Below are 18,581 nucleotides of genomic sequence, written 5' to 3' on the forward strand. Positions count from 1 at the left end.
CGATTTGGCTACGGCATTGCCATGATAACCAGTCTGCATGAACGAGGCGCAATGGCGCCATCGCTTGCTTGCCGATCATGGTGTTCGCTGCAACGTTTTACATTGGGAAGCCGTCGAAGAGTTATGAAGGTCATTCAAAGACGCCATCCATCCTATGCGTTCAGCGACTTGCATCTGACCCTTGGGCTGGATCGCGTCGGGTGATCAAGCGCAGCTATCCGGACTTGCATCATGCCCACCTGATCCAGAACTGCATTCCTGAATTACAGACCCGTACCGCATGCCGGGCGCCGCAAGCGGCAGCATTTCCTTCTACGACAGTCGATAACCTATCGCCTGCCGTGACCGACGGGGGCGAGGATCGCTGCAAGTCATCCCACAAGACGATGTCGGCAGCGCCATGGAATTCGGGTTTCCAGTCGCATCAATTCTATGGGCCGTTGGACAGCCGCCGAACGGCAACGCTGGTCGAGACGCCGAGCAACACCCAAAACACTAAGCTTGTCAGCGTTACCGCCACGACGAACCTGTGTGACAGCGCTGCGGGGACGTCGGTATGTGCAGCGGCGACGACCGGCGCGCCGATCAAATGGGGGATGACAATCAGGGCGAGACCAAGACCCGCGGCCCACGGTTGTCGCTTGAAGACGAGCAGGCAGATGCCGGCCGCCGTCGCCGCAGCGGTGGAGAACCACCATAACTGACGCGCGGCGAGCTCCGCTACCGGCATGCCTGGAAGTTCCGGTGGAAGCCCCAATCCGGGCGCTACGGTGAAGACTACGAAGCCGCCGAGCCCCCATATCATGCCATCACGCCAGCTCACGGAGTGACGACGTAACGTGAAGGCGCCTCCCAAGAGCAGGGAGAATCCTATCGCGGTCAGGATGTTGGCGCCGAGCGTAAAGCTCGTCCGCTGGAAGCCATCGGCAGGCTCCCATTCCGCTGCATGGTGGCTATTCGCGGCAGCAGGTGCCGCACTCTCCAGAGCCACGGCTTCGCTCATAAAATGGCCGTGCGTGGCACCCAGCGCTTTCTCGTAGGTTTCCGCCTGCTGGATCAGCGGAATGGTGCCGATGGATTGGACGGCTGTGATCGTTATGCCGACCGCGATGCCGGCCAGCACGGCGGAAAATACGATAGACCTGAAAACGGACATCGGAAATCGGACCGAATGTCAGTGGCAGGGAAAAGCGTTGGCGTGGCGGACATCGTGCGCGGCGTTATGCACGGCGCTTATATGGGAGAATCCGACCATCCCGACGACGATCAATCCGAGCGCCATAGCCATGGCCGCCTGCACTACGACGTTGGCGGTGGTCGTCACCCGGATCGCGGTGTCCGATTCTGGATTCAAGGTGTGGGCGTTGCTCATGACATTCCTGCTTTCGGCCGCAAACTAACATGTAATACAAGTCGGCGCGAGACCTGATTTACGCATCTGTCTCAACACGTCCCGACTGGTGATGTGGAAATTGTCGAAATCGGTGATCTTGGCGCGCAGCACCTTGGCGCAAGCCGCGGCCTCGAAGGTCTCTCGGTGACCGATGAAGAATTCGGAGCAGTCCTTTTCGGACGGCAACCGTCTCAGCAGCGTTCGGAACGCGTGACGGTGTACCACGCAGAAACCGTCGCGCCCGCCAAACCGGAAAGCCAGCGCCTCGACGTCTTCACGCCAAACGTAATCCTCAATCATCGATTGCAAAAACTCTTTCGTGGCGCGTTCCCATCGCGGAACATAAAATCAACCTGCGCCTACTGCGCGAACGTAGGGCTAGAGTTGGCGGGAACTGCATGGGTGGGATCCTGTTCGGTTCCGGTAGATTTCGAGCAGCACCAACTGCCTCAGCGCCGAGACTGAATACCTAACTCGCGCCATCCGTTGATTTGCTCGACTAGCGAACAGCTTGACTTATGTTCGTCTTCGATCTCTTTCAAGGCAACCCAAAAGTCATCTTCGAGGCTCAAGCTGATCCTGTGACGGAGCAAATTGACTGACCGCCCTGCGATCTGCAACTTCATTATTTTCTCACCCGTGTCTACCTGAGAAAATTCAGTCCTTTTCCGCCGATCGCAGAAGAGACAACTCAGCCCTTGAAGAAGATAGGGGCGCGCATCCTGTTGCAGATCGCGTCAAAGTTTGCCCGCGGCCTTTGTTTGACGTCGTTGCATTTTTTTTGCTGTAGAGAGGTCGCCTGCCATGTCGATTCGATAGATCTCGAACGATGCCGCACAAGTTGCCCAACATTTGACGGAACCGGTTGTAATTCCTCATCTGAAGCGGCAATTTCAATCTTCCGCCCCGAATCGCGATCCGTTGTCAGTCCTATATATTGTGGCGCGATGACATCGCCCACCGTGTGTACACGGGCGCCCGAAGGCGCCCGTTCAAATTGGCCGAGGCTTACTTATCTGTGGTCATGACCGCCGTCGCCATGGCCTCCTCCACCGTGACCGATGTAGCCGCCGTGATGCCCGCCGCCGTGACCGAAGTCGTGGTGGCCATGTCCGAAGCCGCTGCCGTAACTGTAGCTTGTTCCGAAGCCGCCGAACGAGCTGCCGTAGTAGCCTGCACCATAGTAGGAAGGCTGATATCTGCCGTAATCGCCGTAGCCATAGTTTTCGGAATACGCCGGCTGGCGATAGTACGACCGCTGATACGTACGCGGGTAAGTGACATAGTGCTGTTGCCCGTGCACGTGTCGGCGATGCGAGTGATGATGATGGCGTCGACTGGCGCTGATGTCGGTTGCATTGTCCGGCTTTCCGGAAGTCGCCTTCTGCGACGGCTGCAGAGCGGCATTTGCGCCGGTGCTCGCGAGCGTACCACCGAAGGATAGGGCTGCTGTCAAGAGGGTGGCATTTATTAAAATCATCATCGTAGTTCCTTTAGTGGCTCCCAGCACAGACCAATGTTTCTTTTGCCCGCTGTTCCCGCGACAGAGCGACGCGGCAGTCGAACCAATGCAGGATGGACATACGTTTTTCATCAAACCTGTTCTGCATTATCCAACGACGAGAAGCTCGACAGACTCTAAGCCGGTCTCTCGGCAGATGCCAAGCGTCGGTTATGAAAAAATCCGATCGTCAGCATGACGACAATGGCGAGCTGCGCTGAGATTGTTTCCAGCGTCGGATATAGGCCAAGCAACTCGCTCCTCGGAACGCCAGCCCAAAGAGTGACAGGCAGATAGCCAGCCTCCTGGAGCGCCGCCGATCCCTTGCCCATAAGCACCACGGCCAGCACGGCGATCAGCCCGGAACTGTACGCGAAGAACTTCCCGATCGGGAGCGCGCGGCTGTACCGGAGAATCACGAAAGCGATGAATGCCAGCACGACGGTCGCGGCGGCCCCGCCTCCGACGACGGCACCACCATTTCCCTGCCCCCAGATCGCTGCGTAGAACAGGATCGTCTCGAACACCTCGCGGTAGACGACGATGAAGGCGAGCGCGAACAGGAACCACGCGGAGCGCCGGTTCAGCGCGCTACCTAGTCTCTCGCGGATATAGCGCTGCCAAGTATCCGCGTGGCTCTTGCCGTGCATCCAGATGCCGACCCACAATAGCACCAGAGCAGCAAACACGCCGCCGAACCCTTCCGTCAGCTCGCGGCTCGCCCCGCTGATCGAAATCAGCCAGGTGGCCGCGCCCCATGTGCCAGCGCCGGCGACGAGCGCGGCGATCCAGCCGCCGTGCACGTATGGCAGGACGTCCCGGCGGTCGGCCTTGGCAAGAAACGAGAGCATCGCGGTCACGATCAGGATCGCTTCGAGCCCTTCTCGGACAAGGATCGTGAAGGATGCCAGGAAACTCGAGGTCGGCGACGCAGCCCCTGCGCCGAGCACGGCTTCGGCGTTCGCGAACAATCCGTCGAGCGCCGCGACGCGGCCGGCCACGACGTCCGCGGGATCGCTCCGCGCGATGGCGGACCGCAGGTCCGCCATCGCACTTTCGATCCGAATCATGAGCGGCTTGTCGCGAGCCGACAATATGGCTTCCACCGGCTCGAAACCGTCGAGATAGGCCGACAGAGCGAGATCGGTGGCGGACCTACGCTCTCCCTTGCGGTACGCTGCCATGGCTTCGTCGAGCCGGGTGCGCGCCAGAGTGAGCGAGGCCGCGGCTGGAACCGCCGATTTGGTCGCTTCGGGATGACGTCTGAGGTAGGCGACGAGCTGCCGCGCTTTTTCATCGCCGATCTGAGACGCGAGGACCGCGGGGCGCAGGCCGACGAGATTCTGAAGATCGAACTGGGTACGCAGCGGAGGTTCGGTATCCCAGATCGACTGGCCTTGAGTCGCCATGTCGGCCGGGTATGCAAGCGTACCGACGTAGAACGCCAATGCCCACCTGTCGGCCGCCGGCAGATCGGCGAAGCTTGCCATGCTGGTGCCGTCGATTCCCTGCTCGATCACCTGATAAAGCGCGAGGACGCTGCGTTCGCGGGCCCGGGCCGCGTCCGTGAATGCGATCGGCGGAGGCTCGAGCCCGGCGGCCTGAGCTCCATCCCCCCTTCCGTCTGCGCCGTGACAGGCCCCACAATGCTGGGCGTATAGGGCCTGGCCACGCGCCAGATCGGGCGCTGCGGCCGGTGACAGCGGGATGGGGTAGGCCTTCACGAGGTCGACACCCAGACTGCGCGCGGCGACCGCGATCTCAGCAGGCGTGGCCTTCGACGCGATGTTCTGCTCCAGCGCGCGTGCCTTCGCTTTCAGGTCCGGGCTGTTCGGCGTTTCCGGAAGGCCGCCGATGAGCTTGCTTGCCGTCGCCGAGAACTCCTTCATCTCGTCGTATTCGGTCTGACTGACGATCTTTCCGTCCTGGACGGCTTCGGGGTAGTCGACCGCGACGTAATCCAGCAGGCGCCAGATGGTCTGGGGCGCGGTGCTCTGGGCCGAAGATGGCGTCGCCAAAACGACCGAGATCATAAAGACGAGCGCCAGCCCAAGCATCGGAAAAAAGGACAAGTGCAGGATCGTTCTGGCACCACTTTCGGCAGGCCTTATGCGAGCGGATGAACACGGCGTGTACATTCAAAACTCTTTCGGTTGGCGACGAGTTTGGCATTCAAATGAAGCCCAAGTCGTCCTTGGTCCAAGCGGTTCGCAGCTTGCACACTGCGCCCTCCATGGACCTGCGGATCTGGGGTCACCGACCTTCGCCGGACGGACGGTTTAGCGGCCGAAGAATTCTAATACGCGGCTTCGTCGCCGTCACTTCCGGATAGCGGCATTAGCCGGATGTAGACGAGCGAGGCGGTCAACTTCACCAGCGTCTGCGCTACTATGACAGCCGATATTATCGAAATGGCACCCGGCACGGCGAGCGCAAGGGGGAGGACGACGAGCGGATTGCGTGTGGCACCGCTGAACGCTACGGCGCGACCGGCGGGCGCCCCCAAGCCGGCGATACGGGCGATGACCAGGCCCGCCCGCGGGCCAGTTCCGCAAAAACAACGTAAAGCGGTGCGGCATTGAGTATGGCCGCCTGTGCCGGGGTCCACGGGAGCACCGCCTAGATCACGATGGATCGGACGACCGCTGCCGCCGGCAAGTCGAGAACAGCGGGGCAAGGCTTACGACTCCCATTCCATCGTCATGACATACTTTCCCGTTGCCAAACGCAGCGCAGCATGCCCTTTCTCCGTCAATCTGTAGAGGGTTGATATGAGGCAAATCATTGTCATCGTTGTCTGTGTGGCAGAGATTGCATCTGACATAGCGGTCGCAGATGTGAGCCGAGCTCAGTCTAAAAATAGAATAAACTGGTCCGGGCCATTCATGGGTGCCAACGTTGGCTATTCGGTCGTAAATTCTCAGTTTTCATCGAGCAGCCCTGCATCTTCGATTTCAACCGGGGCGCTGAGCACGTCCGATCTTGATGCTTTTAAAGGGACGGGCAGCTACGCGATCGGACTCGCCGCCGGGTTCAATTATGCGCTGCCCTCTCGCCTGGTCGCCGGCTTCGAAGCCGACATATCCTTTCCGAGCACGATCGAGGGGAATGCAACCCTGCCCTCGGTGCGGCCCTTGTCGATGCTGAATGAGGCCGTACAGACCTCCGGCACCGTGCGCGCAAGATTTGGCTATGCGCCAGGAGCATGGCTTTTCTATGCCACGGGTGGTCTGGCATGGACCAAAAATCAGGTGACGCTTGAACCGCTCGCGGCATCGGATGGCGAGATACATGATCTGACCAGACTTGGCTATGCATGGGGCGCGGGGGCGGAATTCGGGTTGACACCAAACTGGTCGGCAAAATTCGAGTATCTCGACACGAGGTTCGGGTCGCAAGCAGCGACATTTTCTCGAGGCGCGCAGCAGGTCACGTCGGATTGGACGGTCCATACGGCACGCTTAGGGTTCAACTATCGGCTTGGCGGGGACGACCGGCAACTGCTCTCCGAGGGAGTGAAGCCACTGGAAACCGATTGGTTCAGTTTGCGGGGGCAGACAACGTATCTGTAGCAATATGCAGCGCCCTTCCGCACTCCGTATCGCGGCGCGAACAGTCTCATTCCCAACCAGACCCGCGAGACGTGGGACGTCACCCTCTATGCCGGCATTCGGCCATGGGAGGGAGGTGAATTGTGGATCAATCCGGAGATCGATCAGGGGTTCGGTCTCAGCTCGACGCTGGGCGTCGCGGGATTTCCCAGCGGCGAAGCTTACAAGGTCGGCTCCGCCGTTCCCTATGCGCGGATACCACGGGCCTTCTTTCGCCAGACGTTCGACCTAGGCGGCGAAAAGAAGAAGGTCGACGGCGACATCAATCAGTTCGCGGGCACCCAGATGAACGATCGAATCGTCTTGACAGTGGGCAAGTTCGCCGTGACCGACGTGTTCGACACCAACAAATACGCGCACGACCCACGGAAGGACTTCATGAACTGGTCGCTGGTGGACACCGGGACCTTCGACTATGCGGCGGATGCCTGGGGCTACACGTACGGCGCGGCGATCGAATGGTACACTGGAGCCTGGACGTTCCGTGGAGGCGTCTTCGACTTGTCCCGTGTGCCCAATAGTTCCGAGCTCGATCCACGCTTCGAGCAATTCCAGCTGGTCGGGGAAGCAGAACACAGGCATGAGATCTTGGGCAAGCCCGGTAAGATCGCGGTAACCGGCTTCGTCTCGAGGGGGCGCATGGGGCGCTTCGACGACGCCGTGGCGCTTGCCCAGGCGATCGGCGGGCCGGCCGACACCGCCTCCGTCCGGACCTATCGCAGCCGTTCGGGGCTCAGCCTGAACATCGAACAAGAAATTGCCGATGATCTGGGGATCTTCGCACGCGCAGGCCTCGCGGACGGTTCGGTGGAGTCGTATGAGTTCACGGACATCGACAGTACAGTCGCCGCAGGGCTCCTGCTCTCAGGTACCCGGTGGAAGAGACCGGACGACACGGTAGCTTTGGCCGGAGTAGTGAACGGCATTTCAAGCGCGCGGCGTTCCTATCTCGATGCCGGAGGGCTCGGCATCCTCGTCGGTGACGGCAAGCTGCCCAATCCGGGTCCTGAAAAGATAGTCGAAACCTCTTATAGCTTCCCAATATCGATATGGCGCGCGACCTTGAATTATCAGTTCATCGCAAATCCAGCGTACAACCGGGATCGGGGACCGGTGTCGATCTTCGGCGCCCGGCTGCGCGCGCAGTTTTAGCATCTCAATCCGGCGCCTGCCGTCGGAACGAAGCTCGACGATGACTCTTGGAAGTCACGAATTATGGAGGGCCGCCGTTCCGGCGGGACGAAACTCTTTTCAAAGCATTCCGTGTCGTTCCAAAATGGGCGCTTTACTTCGACCATGTTCTTGAGAGTTGGCTAGATGATTTTGCAGGATACCGACAAGGCAGGTCCCAGTCCCGTCGTAAGCGGCAGCAAACCGCGGTTGCTCGGTGCCCTCGGTCCGGGTCTCATCACAGGCGCATCGGACGACGATCCGAGCGGCATCGCCACCTACAGCCAGGCGGGCGCCCAGTTCGGGTACTCGCTCACTTGGACCATGTTGTTGACGTACCCGCTGATGGCGGCGGTCCAGATGATCAGCGGCAGAATCGGAAGGACGACCGGCCGGGGTCTGGCGGGCAATCTTCGCCAACACTATCCGAACTGGCTTTTGCAGACGTTTGTGGCCCTGTTGACGACCGCCAACACGATCAACATCGGCGCCGACCTCGGCGCGATGGCCGATTCCATCGGTCTGGTCGTTGGGGGGCCTAGAGCCCTTTATGTAGCGCTGTTCGGCGCCATTTGCATCGGCCTTCAGGTCCTTCTGCAATACACGCGCTATGTATCCTATCTGAAGTGGCTTACTCTGGCGCTGCTCGCCTACGTTGCGACCCTATTCATGGCGAATGTCCACTGGGGCGAAGCCCTACGCGAGCTCGTCCTGCCGACCTTCGTTTGGAAGACCGAGTACATACAGACGATCGTCGCCGTCTTCGGCACGACGATCAGTCCCTACCTGCTCTTCTGGCAAGCCTCCCAAGAGGCCGAGGACATTCGCTCCGTGCCCGAGCGACAGGTCCTCAAGCGCGCGCCAGAACAGGGTCCGGACGCGATAAAACGGATCGAGATCGATACCCTGATCGGCATGGGGATCTCGAACTTCATCGCCTTGGCCATCATCCTGACGACGGCTGCGACGCTCAACGTTTCCGGCGTGACCAACATCGAGACGTCCGCCCAGGCGGCCGAGGCGCTTCGCCCGATCGCGGGAAACTACGCCGCGACGATATTCGCGTTGGGCGTGGTGGCGACAGGCCTTCTCGCCATTCCCGTGCTTGCCGGTTCCGCCGCCTACGCGGTCGGCGAAGCTCGCAGGTGGCCGATTGGCCTGGCCCGCCAGCCTCGGGAAGCGAAGGCTTTCTATGCGACGATCGTGGTGGCGACAGCGGTAGGCGTGCTGCTGAACTTCACGCCGATCAACCCTATCAAGGCGCTGATCTGGTGCGCCGTGATCAACGGCGTCGTCGCCGTCCCGGTGATGGCTCTGATGATGCTGATGGCCGCCAACGAGAAGATCATGGGTCAGTTCACGATCGGCGGTTGGCTGACGTGGCTAGGCTGGACCGCAACCGCCACCATGGCCTTGGCTGCGCTTGCGATGGGTGTCACTTACCTCATGTAATTGCATCGATGTGGACGGCGATAAGATGCGAAACGGCGGATAATACCGAGAGCACGATCGCTTCGTGCCATTCCGACAGGCGGCCGACCAGCGGTCTTCCTCTCCCAACGGCAAGACCCGCCTGCACAATCGAGCTCAGGCCACCGAACCCTGCCAGGTAACGAAATGCCGACGAAAGTGTGCCGTTCGTTCCAAGTGCAAGCGCCGCCGCTAGAGCAACGACAAGGCCGATCTTCCAACCGACTTTAACGAGCCATTCGCGTAAGGAGGTGGTCAGCATGATAAATCCTACGAAATGCCTCAGCCAGCTCCGGATTCTTTGATTAGAAAGCGATCCCGGTCCTCAAGCTGAATTTGCGTTGCATGAAAACGCAACCTAATCGCTTCCGGCGCGTTTTTCACTCCCGAACCCGAAGGAGTCATCATGACCGATACCTCTCAGATCAAAGAGCACATGGATGTTATGTCGTCCGACAGGAAGACAGTAGGCAAAGTCGATCACATGGACGGCGCGGACAAGATCAAGTTGACGAAGCAAAGCTCGCCCGATGGGGCTCACCATCATTTTATTCCCGTTGCCTGGATCGATCACGTCGATCAGCACGTTCATCTCAGCAAATCGGCTGATGAAGTCGCGAAGCATTGGGAGCACGGAACAAGCTAACTGAGGGGAAGGGGGTCGGCGGACGAGGCCGGCCCCACCTTCGAACACCGCCAATGGCTTCTTTCTCCCGAAGTTCAGGTGTATTCAAACATCTTTCAATTTCAGTCCGGCCAGCGAGCCTCGTTTATGAAGCTATTTTTCAGCCATTGATTCCTTCGCATGCAAGTCGGCCCCATCGCCCTTAGCCGAATATCTAAGCGTCAGGTATGTGACAGCACTCAATATGACTGCGATATCGTAGAGACCGTAGCCGACCGCAGCTCCCAGTGCGCCGATCGCCCATAGGCTGGCTGCTGTCGCGGTGCCGAGAGCTTTCGTTCCGTGCTTGAGGATGGCGCCGCCGCCGATGAAGCCGATGCCTGTGATGAGCCCCTCGATGATCCGCGCTTGCCCCATGGATTCGGCTCCCAAAACCCGCACGGCTATGAGCACGAAGCCGCAGGCAGCCATCGCGACGAGCGGGAAGGTGCGCACGCCAGCGCTCCTCTCAGAGCGCTCCCGGTTCCAGCCTATCGGCCACGCAAGGGAATATGCAATCGCGAGATTGACGAGGTGGGACAGTGCTTCCCAAGCGTTCGCGGCGAGCGACATCTACGTTCCTAAATGCAAGATTGGCATCGAATTTCAGACAACATCAGTCAGACCATCTTCAAATCATGCTGGGATGCCCCTAACGTCTACCGTCGGCGTCGTGGTCGGCTAGTTCGCCCCCACACCATCAGGCCGGCGGCGGTCTTGGTTCTAACAGATCGCCACCAACTCACGGAGGCAGTGGCCTCGCGAGATCATTGTTTCACCTCGTCGGGTCTCTTTCCGCGTGCACGGATCAACGACCGCCTGCGGCTTACCAGTATTGCAAGGCCGACCCCCGCTGCGGCCGCGCCGAAGGGGCCTACGACAGTGAACCAATAGCTATCCGGTGGCGCCCTTAACAGGATAGCTCCTATCGCGGACAAAGTGCCTCCGATAAGAACGCCTATCGTCAATACGGTGAATTGGCCTGCATTCATGCTTCAATCTCGCTTTTGCCTGTTTGCAGCAGCCGCGTAGGACAGATCATGCGGTCCGTACGGTGCCAGATGTACTCACGGGTTCGGTGCGGCGACGCACCATTCTTGGCAACGCTCGGCCGACCCTCTGAGCTCGTCGAAGGTGGCTCATTCAACGTCGTCATCATCGTTCTCAAAAGACTCGTTTTGCGGTCGATCTCATTGCTTCCTCGACAGATCTACGCACGTCGGAATACCCCGGCGCTCGAGCCAGCCCGTGCCCCAATCATACAGACCGAGCAGTAGAGGTCCGATCGACCGCCCTTCTTCCGTAAGTGAGTAGTCGACCCTGGGAGGCATCGCGGCGAAGACGCCGCGCTTAACGAGCCCCTCGTCCTCCAGCTCGCGCAACTCCTTCATGAGAAGTCGGGGCGAACAGCCCGGCATATGTGCCTTCAGGATATTGAAACGTAGCGTCCCTTCGAGCAGGCGATACAAGATTACGCCCTTCCAGGATCCGCCGCCGATGAGGTTCATCACGGTTTCCATCGAGCAATCAGGCGCGGCCTCTTGGTGTCGGTATTTCGGCATATGTTTCTCCGTTCGGCCTCAATGGTAGACAGATCGAAACGAAACCGTGGGTTGGCCGCCTCAAGAACATCGGTCGCACTCCAATCGAAGGAAGTTCCTTGCGCGATTTCGACATTCCCGCATCGACGTTCGTCGATGACGGCGCATCCTGCCTACCTCATCGAAGACATCGCCCCTCAAGTCTTCGCCGGCTGAATGTGCTGACCTCTGGTTCGTTGGTACGAATGACTAGGCACGCTGATGCGCTACACGTGAAGCTCTGCCTCATCCCTTCTCAAGGCCTCATCTTCGACCTGGATCGTCGTGTGATCTATTTTAAAGTCGTCCTTCATGGCGCGCCGGGCTTCCCGCAGGACTTCACTGGCTCCGGACATGTCCGCAACGACGAGGTGACAACTCATCGCGTCGAACCCGGAGGTCACCGTCCAGACGTGTAGGTCGCGCACCGCGGTCACGCCTGATATGCGCGCCAGCTTTTTCTCAAGCAGCGTGATATCGACGTTCGCGGGCGTGCCTTCCATGAGGATATGCGTCACTTGCTTCAGCAATATCCAGGTGCGGGGGACGATGAACAGTCCGATGCCCGCCCCGATGATGGGGTCGGCCAGAACCCACCCCTTCCACATCATGAGCAGCGCGGCGACGATGACTCCGATTGAACCTAGCATGTCGCCGAGGACTTCCAGATAAGCGCCCTTGACGTTGAGACTTTCGGACGAGCCTCCAGCCAAGAGCTTCATGCTTATCAGGTTCACGACGAGCCCGATCGACGCTACGATGAGCATCGGCCCGCTGAGAATTTCGGGGGGCGCCTGAAAGCGCTGGTAGGCTTCGTAGAGGATGTAGACCGTGAGAAGCAGCAGGACGACCGCGTTCGCCAGCGCCGACAGCACTTCCATCCGCAGGTAGCCGTATGTCCGCTGCGGAGTGGCCTCCTTGGCCGCGAAGCGGATGGCCAGCAGCGCGAGCCCGAGTCCGCCGACGTCCGTCAGCATGTGCGCTGCGTCTGCCAGCAGGGCAAGACTGCCGGTGACGAGCCCGCCGATCACCTCGGCGATCATATAGGTCGCTGTCAGGCCGAGCGCCCAAGCGAGCCGCGTCGCGTGTTTGGCCGCCGCCGTTCCTGTCGATCCGCCGCCGTGCATTTCAAGTCTCCGTATGTAAGTGGGTTGGCGGCGGTACGACGTCTCCGAGAGATTTCCGCAGACTGGCTTCGAGTTCGTCCAAAAGGAAGAAGCTGACGTCGTCGAGCGAGCCGTGCCCCTTTGCGAAGGGTTGCTCGAGAAGTCTGATCAGATAGAGGGCATAGACGAACATGTAGGAGATGAAACCGAACATAATCGCCGAGGCGGGGTCGCCTTCAGTCTTCAGAAGTAGCATCATCAGGACGATCGCAAAGACAAGGGTCTGAACGAGAACATGAACCGACGGGACAAATTCCACGCGCTGTATGTGATAAATCCTCAACATTGACCTGCGAAGCAAATCCTGGGCTCCTCTGAGCCTGACGACAAAGTTGGCCGCCATCCCCATGCCCTCGAGACGTCCCAGGATCGGGGTGAGCTTCGCTATTTCGGCGAGCACCGGCGGAAGGTTCGTGTGGTCGTGCGCGTGGCTAAGACCGGAGCGAAGCTTGTCGAGGATTGAAACCAGTATCTGGCGGCAGGCGGCCAGATCGAATTCCGGCCTGACCGCCGAGAAGGATTCCAAGTCTCCGTCGATCGCTTCGATAGACATGCGAACATCCGCAGGAATGCGTTCCGCTTCCTTGTAGTCGGCGAGGATGCTCGAAAGCAGAAAGCCAATGATGAAGATCGCGCCGCCGATCCCGCTAGTCAGCAAAGCGTTCAGCTCAAGGAATTCCATGCCGAAGTAATGGACGGCCGTCTTGACGCATCCGAGCAGGAGCACAACGATGGCAACGACAAAAAACAGCCTGAACTTCTTGCGGTAGCTCAAATTCGCGCCTCCGAGGTGAAGATGCTGCAGTATCGAAAAGTGCATTCCTAATGTCCGTCTCTCGTTTTCACCGGCACGAAGGCCCGTCCACTCCAGAGTAAATTCCGCCACTTCCCGCCCTGCGAGACCTCGATGCCGACGACGCCTCCCGCGTTGGTCATCTTGACGTCCTCCACGTAGGCGCTGAATACTACCCGGTGCCGCCCGCCGGACTCCGCGAAGATTTCATGGAGACAGGCATCGCCTCGGCATATTTGCGCGCGGTCAGCGCAAGAGAAGTCTTCAAAATGCAGCGATATGAACCGCTGCCCGCGCCCCTCGATCGAGACCGCGAAATAGTGCCCGGCAAACGCGCTGCTTCCGCAGGCGCGCGCGCGTCCAATCACTTCGCGGCGGATGTCTTGAGGTAGCTTGTCGATGTGTTCCGCCGCCCACGGATTTTCCGTGGCGAAGCTTGCCGCGGCCGGGGCGGATGCAATGATGACGAGGGCCGTGCATGTGGCCCACAAGTTGACGATTGACCGTATTTTCATGCCACCCTCCTTCGCGCGACGGTGCTCTTAGTCGACGCTCTTCTCCGCCTTCTCTCCGAGCTCCACGATGTCGCCATCCTTGAACAGGATGCCTTGAAGCTCCTTTCTCCAGTCACCCTTCTTTCGCAACAGGAACTCGAGGTTCATGCCGAAATGCTTGAACTCTTCCTTCTGGGCGTTCGCCATGATCGCCTTCGCGTCCTTGTCCTGCTCGACGGACATCCGCTGTTCGTACCAAATGTTGGCTTCCGCCTCTTCGATCAGAGAGGTGATCATGCGTGCGAAGGTGCGCGTCTCCTGCGAGAGTTCTTCCGGCGGCTCATGATACTGATCGAAACCCATGTCTTTCTCCTCCTCGATTAGATTCAATATGTGCGGGCTAGGTCTTGGACGGCTTCAGAAGTCTCAGGGCATTCATCGTCACAAGGACGGTCGCCCCGGTGTCCGCGAGGATGGCGGGCCACAGCCCGGTCAAGCCGATCACCGTGGTGACGAGAAATACGGCTTTCAAGCCGAGTGCGACGGTGATGTTCTGCTTGATGTTGAGCATCGTGCGTTTCGAGAGGTCGACCATTGCGGCCACATCGGAGACCCTGCCGTGAAGAACGGCCGCATCGGCGGTCTCAAGGGCGACGTCGGTGCCGCCGCCCATGGCGATCCCGACGTCTGCGGCAGCGAGCGCTGGTGCGTCGTTGATGCCGTCGCCGACCTTCGCGACCGTGAAGCCCTGCGCCTGGAATTCCGCGACGATCCGCTGCTTGTCCTGAGGCAGAAGCTCCGCCTTCGCTTCGATCCCGAGCTGCTTCCCGATGGCGGTCGCCGTGCGCCGATTGTCGCCGGTCAGCATGATCGTCCGGATTCCAAGGTCGCCCAGAAGCTTCAGACCCACGGCCGCGTCGGGACGAGGCTCGTCCCGCATGGCGATGGCGCCCGCCGCCGCGTCGCCGATCACCACGATGGAGACCGTCTTGCCCTCGTCGTTAAGAGCCGCGATGCGACCTTGGTGCTCGATGTCCAGGACGGCGATGTCCAAAGCGGCCTGGGGCGATCCCAGAAATATCTGCCTGCCATCGACGGTGGCCCGGACGCCCTTGCCGCCGACCGCCTGCGATCCCAAGGTCGGCGGCGGCAGGATCCCGCGTCTAGATGCTTCGGCAAGGATCGCGATCGCCAGCGGATGGCTGGAACCCGTCTCCAGCGCCGCTGCAAGGCGCAGCACCTCGTCTTCAGAAGCGCCGAACGACAGCACGTCGGTCACGACCGGCTTCCCGGCCGTCAGGGTGCCGGTCTTATCGAAGCAGGCGATCGTGATCTTGCCTACCTGCTCGAGGACTGCTCCGCCCTTCAACAGCAACCCGCGCCGGGCGCCGGCGGACAGGCTGGCCGCGATGGCAGCCGGGGTGGAGATCACCAGGGCACATGGACATCCGATCAGAAGGATCGCGAGCCCCTTATAGACCCATTCGTTCCAGACGCCGCCGAAAAGCAGGGGCGGAGCGACAGCGACCAGGAAGGCGACCACGACCACCCCTGGCGTATAGTACCGCGAGAAGCGGTCGATGAACCGCTCGGTGGGCGCCTTGGATTCCTGCGCCTCCTCGACCAGCCGGACGACCCGCGCGATGGTGTTGTCAGCCGCGGCGGCGGTGACGCGAACACTGAGCAGGCCATCGCCGTTGATGGTGCCTGCGAAGAGATTTTCATCAGGGCCCTTGCGGACAGGCGTGCTCTCCCCAGTCACCGGGGCCTCGTCGATCGAACTCTCACCGGCCACGATCGCACCGTCGGCCGGGATACGGTCGCCGGGTCTGACCTGGATCATCGACCCCACCACCAGCGTGTCCGCCTGGACCTCGCGGACTTGGCCGTTCTCTTCGAGCCTGGCCGTCTTCGGGACCAGTTTGGTGAGGTCCTGGATGCTCGCCCGCGCCCGGCTTGCGGCGACGCCTTCCAGCAGTTCGCCGATCAAAAACAGGAAGACGACGGCAGCGGCCTCTTCCGTCGCGCCGATGAAGACCGCGCCGATCGCCGCGATGGTCATCAGCATCTCGATCGAAAACGGCGTTCCCGAGACCGCTGCGGCGAATGCGCGGCGCCCTATCGGGATCAGTCCGACCAGCATCGCGAGCAGAAAAGCCCACTTCTCCGTCGCCGGCGCGACCTTCCCCACCAGGAAGGCCGCACCCAAGGCAGCACCCGAAGCGATCGTCAAAATGCCTTTGGAAGTCCGCCACCACGATCCGTCGGTTGGTCCGTGGTCGTGACCGTGCGCGTTGCCGTGGTCATGGTCGTGATCATGAGAGGCACCGCCGTGGTCATAAGACGCTTGGACGCCCTTCTTGTCGGCAGCCGCGACCTTGTAGCCTAGTCCGGCGATCCGAGAGCCCATCGTGCCGATGTCCGCACCATCGTGTCTTACGGTCACGTTCCCGGCCGCGACCGAGACTTTGACGTCGGTCACTCCGGGCACACGCCGGAGCGCGTTCTCGATTTTGACCGCGCAGGACGCGCAGTCCATGCCTTCGACGCGCATCCGGGTCTCTTCGGCACCACCAACGTTCGTCATGACAATCTCCGCGATCTCGTTAAATGGTCCGCCAGAAACGATGTGGCGTCCTGATGTATCTCCGTATCCCGCTGGACACGGGCATTCAGAATGGGCAGCGCCGGCAGCCGAGGGCGCACATAGAAGTCGCGACGGGACCCGACGCCGGGTCCAGGAAATATGCTATTCCGGGACATCAGCTGTCCCCCGCCAATTTGCGGAGCTCTTCAGGAGGATCTCCCTTGAAGACGGCGTTCGCCATCACGTCGTAGGCGCGCGTCGCCGCCATCAACCTGCTGACCTCGTCGGCCGGGTTGACGTTCGCCGTCTCCAGGACGCCGATAGCCAGTCTTCCTTTTCCGGAAGGGACATCGACCGGAGACGAGACGGAAGAAAACAGGCCGCTGCCTTCTGGCTGCAATTGCCGCCGATCCGCGAACGTTACCAACCGCAAGCCTGCGATGCGGCCCTTTGCCGTCGACACGGTGCCATCGGATCCGATGTTGACGGCACCGTCGCGCGGCTGGACAACTAACTGCCCGGTCGACGTCACGACCGGAAGGCCATCAAGCGTTACCAGCTTTCCGGTGTCGTTCAGCGTGAACGCGCCCGAGCGCGTGTAACGCCGTCCCGCCGGCGTATCTACGACGAAGAACGCGTCGTCGGTGATGGCGACGTCCAGCGGATTGCCCGTCGCACGGAGTCCTCCCGTGGAGAAGTCAGTGAAATGACTGGTGTCCACCAGCGAACGCTTTTCGTAGGATGGCGCCTCGCCCTCCTTGGCCGCTGTCAGATACTCGCGGAACTGCGTTCTTTGGGCCTTGAATCCCGATGTGGTCTGATTGGCGACGTTGTTCGCGAGCGTGTCCACGTGACGCCGCAGGGCCATCAATCCCGAAAGGCCGATCATCAGCTTATCGCCCATGGAAACCTCCTATCGGCTTCATCGACTTACCGTTGGCCACCAGTTCATCCGGATCCGCGATTGGGCGCTCTCCCGCGCCCTGGCCTTCGCCTAGCGACCTGCTCTTCTTGGACCAACTCCGGAAGTAGGCGACGCCGACCATCGCGCCGATGCCCGCCGCGCTCACTACGAATTGGGCCAGAAGCGAACCGTCGACCAAGTCGAGCGCGAAATAGGCGACGGCTGCGAAGAACGTTCCCGCGCAGAAAACTTCGAGCGAATGCTGCCCGCTGACGATCAACGGCCGCCAGACCGGCCAAGCCAGCGCCGGCGCGTTTCTCGGAACGAGACGCGCCACGATGATTGCCAGGGACAGGAAGTGGGCGATGCGGTACGGGGCGAGGTTCGTCTTGTCGTTCATCGAGAAGACGAGGCGCAACGTATCCGGCATCATCCAGTCGTTTCCAGTGCGCAGCGCGACGGTCACGATCGCCGAAAACGCGACGACCGCGATGGCCAGCGGCAGCACGATGCCCGAGCGCAAAGTCCTATCCAGCGTGCCGCGATCGACGGTCGCCGTCCACGCACCGATCACGAACAACAACTGCCATGCAAAAGGGTTGAAATACCACGACCCGGACGGGTACCCGGGCAGATTCCAGCCGAACGACCGGGCCGCCGCGTAGAGGGCGATCGAGCCCGCCAAGGTGACGCCTGGCGCCTTGGTCAACGACCAGAGCACCGCGGGAAACGGAGCCATCAGGGCGATGTATAGCGGCAGGACGTCGAGGTTGAGGGGACGGTACTCGAGCAGCAGACCGTGCTTCAGGAATTCGACCGGATCGGCGATCAGGCTGCGGATGTTGTATTCGTCGAGCAGATGGGCGTGGCCATAACGCTGCGCGACGTAGCCGACCGCGACCACATAGAATACGAAAAGGAGCACGTAGGCGACGTAGATCTGCCAGACACGGCCGAGAATTCCGGCGGCCGCCGCGAGAAGCCCCTTCGCACGCAGCATCTTCGAGTATACGAAAGCGACTGTGAACCCCGATACGAAGACGAACAGTTCCGCCGCATCGCTGAATCCGTAGTTCCGCATGGTGAGCCAGGCGACCACGTTGTTGGGCACGTGATCCAGGAAGATCGCCCAGTTCGCCATGCCACGGAACAGATCGAGACGCAGGTCCCGTCCCGTACCGCTTGATTTCGTTGCGTCGTTCATGATGTCCATTCGGAGCGCCGCCGATACGGCGCTCCCATCGGTTG

General features: G+C 60.6%; 20 protein-coding genes. 5 read left to right on the top strand and 15 right to left on the bottom strand.

Going from position 1 to position 18,581, the window contains the following annotated elements:
• Positions 1-430: 430 nt before the first annotated feature.
• Together BMY71_RS01115 and BMY71_RS01120 are read right to left on the bottom strand one after the other, a co-directional pair.
• Positions 431-1,156, bottom strand: coding sequence for a CbtA family protein (locus BMY71_RS01115; protein ID WP_092681132.1), 726 nt, complete (start codon positions 1,154-1,156; stop codon positions 431-433).
• An 18-nt stretch (positions 1,157-1,174) separates the two neighbouring features.
• Positions 1,175-1,372 carry a CbtB domain-containing protein gene (locus BMY71_RS01120; RefSeq protein ID WP_092681134.1) on the bottom strand — a complete coding sequence of 66 codons (198 nt, stop codon included), beginning with the start codon at positions 1,370-1,372 and terminating at the stop codon, positions 1,175-1,177.
• A 93-nt stretch (positions 1,373-1,465) separates the two neighbouring features.
• Here BMY71_RS01120 and BMY71_RS24740 point away from each other — a divergent pair, with 93 nt between their 5' ends.
• A complete protein-coding gene (locus BMY71_RS24740; RefSeq protein ID WP_175557579.1) occupies positions 1,466-1,858 on the top strand; it encodes a hypothetical protein in 393 nt (130 codons plus the stop codon).
• Here BMY71_RS24740 and BMY71_RS25550 read toward each other — a convergent pair.
• From BMY71_RS25550 to BMY71_RS01135, 3 genes are all read right to left on the bottom strand, one after another.
• Positions 1,843-2,019 (bottom strand): ribbon-helix-helix domain-containing protein, encoded by a 177-nt coding sequence (locus BMY71_RS25550; protein WP_139202580.1) that lies wholly within the window; start codon positions 2,017-2,019, stop codon positions 1,843-1,845. The genes BMY71_RS24740 and BMY71_RS25550 overlap by 16 nt on opposite strands.
• Positions 2,020-2,405: 386 nt before the next feature.
• On the bottom strand, positions 2,406-2,876 hold the full coding sequence (locus BMY71_RS01130; RefSeq protein ID WP_139202581.1) for a hypothetical protein: 471 nt from the start codon (positions 2,874-2,876) through the stop codon (positions 2,406-2,408).
• A 155-nt stretch (positions 2,877-3,031) separates the two neighbouring features.
• Positions 3,032-4,966 (bottom strand): FTR1 family protein, encoded by a 1,935-nt coding sequence (locus BMY71_RS01135; RefSeq protein ID WP_244525947.1) that lies wholly within the window; start codon positions 4,964-4,966, stop codon positions 3,032-3,034.
• A 699-nt stretch (positions 4,967-5,665) separates the two neighbouring features.
• Here BMY71_RS01135 and BMY71_RS01145 point away from each other — a divergent pair.
• From BMY71_RS01145 to BMY71_RS01155, 3 genes are all read left to right on the top strand, one after another.
• The gene (locus BMY71_RS01145; RefSeq protein WP_092681141.1) at positions 5,666-6,466 is read left to right on the top strand and encodes an outer membrane protein; all 801 of its coding nucleotides are present in this window, start codon (positions 5,666-5,668) and stop codon (positions 6,464-6,466) included.
• A 48-nt stretch (positions 6,467-6,514) separates the two neighbouring features.
• Positions 6,515-7,657, top strand: a complete 1,143-nt coding sequence (locus tag BMY71_RS01150) for a carbohydrate porin (RefSeq protein WP_092681143.1) — start codon at positions 6,515-6,517, stop codon at positions 7,655-7,657.
• Between the two features lie 165 nt (positions 7,658-7,822).
• Positions 7,823-9,127, top strand: coding sequence for an Nramp family divalent metal transporter (locus tag BMY71_RS01155; RefSeq protein WP_092681145.1), 1,305 nt, complete (start codon positions 7,823-7,825; stop codon positions 9,125-9,127).
• On the opposite strand, the gene BMY71_RS24265 is transcribed toward BMY71_RS01155, so the two are convergent.
• Positions 9,120-9,407: a hypothetical protein gene (locus tag BMY71_RS24265; protein WP_139202582.1), complete on the bottom strand. Its 288-nt coding sequence runs from the start codon at positions 9,405-9,407 to the stop codon at positions 9,120-9,122. The two genes, BMY71_RS01155 and BMY71_RS24265, sit on opposite strands and share 8 nt — an antisense overlap.
• Before the next feature lie 144 nt (positions 9,408-9,551).
• Between BMY71_RS24265 and BMY71_RS01160 the strand changes: the two genes are divergently transcribed.
• Positions 9,552-9,791 carry a DUF2171 domain-containing protein gene (locus tag BMY71_RS01160; RefSeq protein WP_092681147.1) on the top strand — a complete coding sequence of 80 codons (240 nt, stop codon included), beginning with the start codon at positions 9,552-9,554 and terminating at the stop codon, positions 9,789-9,791.
• 132 nt (positions 9,792-9,923) lie between these two features.
• On the opposite strand, the gene BMY71_RS01165 is transcribed toward BMY71_RS01160, so the two are convergent.
• The 9 genes from BMY71_RS01165 to BMY71_RS01205 all read right to left on the bottom strand — a co-directional run bounded on the left by BMY71_RS01165 (position 9,924) and on the right by BMY71_RS01205 (position 18,546).
• On the bottom strand, positions 9,924-10,382 hold the full coding sequence (locus BMY71_RS01165) for an MgtC/SapB family protein (protein WP_092681149.1): 459 nt from the start codon (positions 10,380-10,382) through the stop codon (positions 9,924-9,926).
• 617 nt (positions 10,383-10,999) lie between these two features.
• Positions 11,000-11,371 (bottom strand): winged helix-turn-helix transcriptional regulator, encoded by a 372-nt coding sequence (locus BMY71_RS01170; RefSeq protein WP_092681151.1) that lies wholly within the window; start codon positions 11,369-11,371, stop codon positions 11,000-11,002.
• 245 nt (positions 11,372-11,616) lie between these two features.
• Positions 11,617-12,516 (bottom strand): cation diffusion facilitator family transporter, encoded by a 900-nt coding sequence (locus tag BMY71_RS01175; RefSeq protein ID WP_092681153.1) that lies wholly within the window; start codon positions 12,514-12,516, stop codon positions 11,617-11,619.
• 1 nt (position 12,517) lies between these two features.
• Entirely contained in the window at positions 12,518-13,375 is an 858-nt protein-coding gene (locus BMY71_RS01180; protein WP_092681155.1) for a hypothetical protein, read from the bottom strand.
• Positions 13,376-13,377: 2 nt separating this feature from the next.
• Positions 13,378-13,863, bottom strand: a complete 486-nt coding sequence (locus BMY71_RS01185) for a hypothetical protein (RefSeq protein WP_092681157.1) — start codon at positions 13,861-13,863, stop codon at positions 13,378-13,380.
• Positions 13,864-13,890: 27 nt separating this feature from the next.
• Entirely contained in the window at positions 13,891-14,205 is a 315-nt protein-coding gene (locus BMY71_RS01190; protein ID WP_092681159.1) for a ferritin family protein, read from the bottom strand.
• A gap of 37 nt (positions 14,206-14,242) precedes the next feature.
• The gene (locus BMY71_RS01195) at positions 14,243-16,429 is read right to left on the bottom strand and encodes a heavy metal translocating P-type ATPase (RefSeq protein WP_092681161.1); all 2,187 of its coding nucleotides are present in this window, start codon (positions 16,427-16,429) and stop codon (positions 14,243-14,245) included.
• Positions 16,430-16,604: 175 nt separating this feature from the next.
• Positions 16,605-17,333 carry a flagellar basal-body rod protein FlgF gene (gene flgF, locus BMY71_RS01200; RefSeq protein WP_092681163.1) on the bottom strand — a complete coding sequence of 243 codons (729 nt, stop codon included), beginning with the start codon at positions 17,331-17,333 and terminating at the stop codon, positions 16,605-16,607.
• A complete protein-coding gene (locus BMY71_RS01205) occupies positions 17,323-18,546 on the bottom strand; it encodes an OpgC family protein (RefSeq protein ID WP_244525949.1) in 1,224 nt (407 codons plus the stop codon). Before BMY71_RS01205 ends, flgF begins: the two co-directional genes overlap by 11 nt.
• Between the last annotated feature and the right edge of the window lie 35 nt (positions 18,547-18,581).

Source organism: Rhodopseudomonas pseudopalustris (genome assembly GCF_900110435.1).
GTDB classification, from domain to species: domain Bacteria; phylum Pseudomonadota; class Alphaproteobacteria; order Rhizobiales; family Xanthobacteraceae; genus Rhodopseudomonas; species Rhodopseudomonas pseudopalustris.

Excerpts from the sequence above, each read along its gene's own strand:
- BMY71_RS01115 (WP_092681132.1), bottom strand. The coding sequence starts at position 1,156 with ATGTCCGTTTTCAGGTCTATCGTATTTTCCGCCGTGCTGGCCGGCATC.
- BMY71_RS01120 (WP_092681134.1), bottom strand. The coding sequence starts at position 1,372 with ATGAGCAACGCCCACACCTTGAATCCAGAATCGGACACCGCGATCCGG.
- BMY71_RS25550 (WP_139202580.1), bottom strand. The coding sequence starts at position 2,019 with ATGAAGTTGCAGATCGCAGGGCGGTCAGTCAATTTGCTCCGTCACAGG.
- BMY71_RS01130 (WP_139202581.1), bottom strand. The coding sequence starts at position 2,876 with ATGATGATTTTAATAAATGCCACCCTCTTGACAGCAGCCCTATCCTTC.
- BMY71_RS01145 (WP_092681141.1), top strand. The coding sequence starts at position 5,666 with ATGAGGCAAATCATTGTCATCGTTGTCTGTGTGGCAGAGATTGCATCT.
- BMY71_RS01155 (WP_092681145.1), top strand. The coding sequence starts at position 7,823 with ATGATTTTGCAGGATACCGACAAGGCAGGTCCCAGTCCCGTCGTAAGC.
- BMY71_RS24265 (WP_139202582.1), bottom strand. The coding sequence starts at position 9,407 with ATGCTGACCACCTCCTTACGCGAATGGCTCGTTAAAGTCGGTTGGAAG.
- BMY71_RS01160 (WP_092681147.1), top strand. The coding sequence starts at position 9,552 with ATGACCGATACCTCTCAGATCAAAGAGCACATGGATGTTATGTCGTCC.
- BMY71_RS01165 (WP_092681149.1), bottom strand. The coding sequence starts at position 10,382 with ATGTCGCTCGCCGCGAACGCTTGGGAAGCACTGTCCCACCTCGTCAAT.
- BMY71_RS01170 (WP_092681151.1), bottom strand. The coding sequence starts at position 11,371 with ATGCCGAAATACCGACACCAAGAGGCCGCGCCTGATTGCTCGATGGAA.
- BMY71_RS01175 (WP_092681153.1), bottom strand. The coding sequence starts at position 12,516 with ATGCACGGCGGCGGATCGACAGGAACGGCGGCGGCCAAACACGCGACG.
- BMY71_RS01180 (WP_092681155.1), bottom strand. The coding sequence starts at position 13,375 with ATGCACTTTTCGATACTGCAGCATCTTCACCTCGGAGGCGCGAATTTG.
- BMY71_RS01185 (WP_092681157.1), bottom strand. The coding sequence starts at position 13,863 with ATGAAAATACGGTCAATCGTCAACTTGTGGGCCACATGCACGGCCCTC.
- BMY71_RS01190 (WP_092681159.1), bottom strand. The coding sequence starts at position 14,205 with ATGGGTTTCGATCAGTATCATGAGCCGCCGGAAGAACTCTCGCAGGAG.
- BMY71_RS01195 (WP_092681161.1), bottom strand. The coding sequence starts at position 16,429 with ATGACGAACGTTGGTGGTGCCGAAGAGACCCGGATGCGCGTCGAAGGC.
- flgF (WP_092681163.1), bottom strand. The coding sequence starts at position 17,333 with ATGGGCGATAAGCTGATGATCGGCCTTTCGGGATTGATGGCCCTGCGG.
- BMY71_RS01205 (WP_244525949.1), bottom strand. The coding sequence starts at position 18,546 with ATGGACATCATGAACGACGCAACGAAATCAAGCGGTACGGGACGGGAC.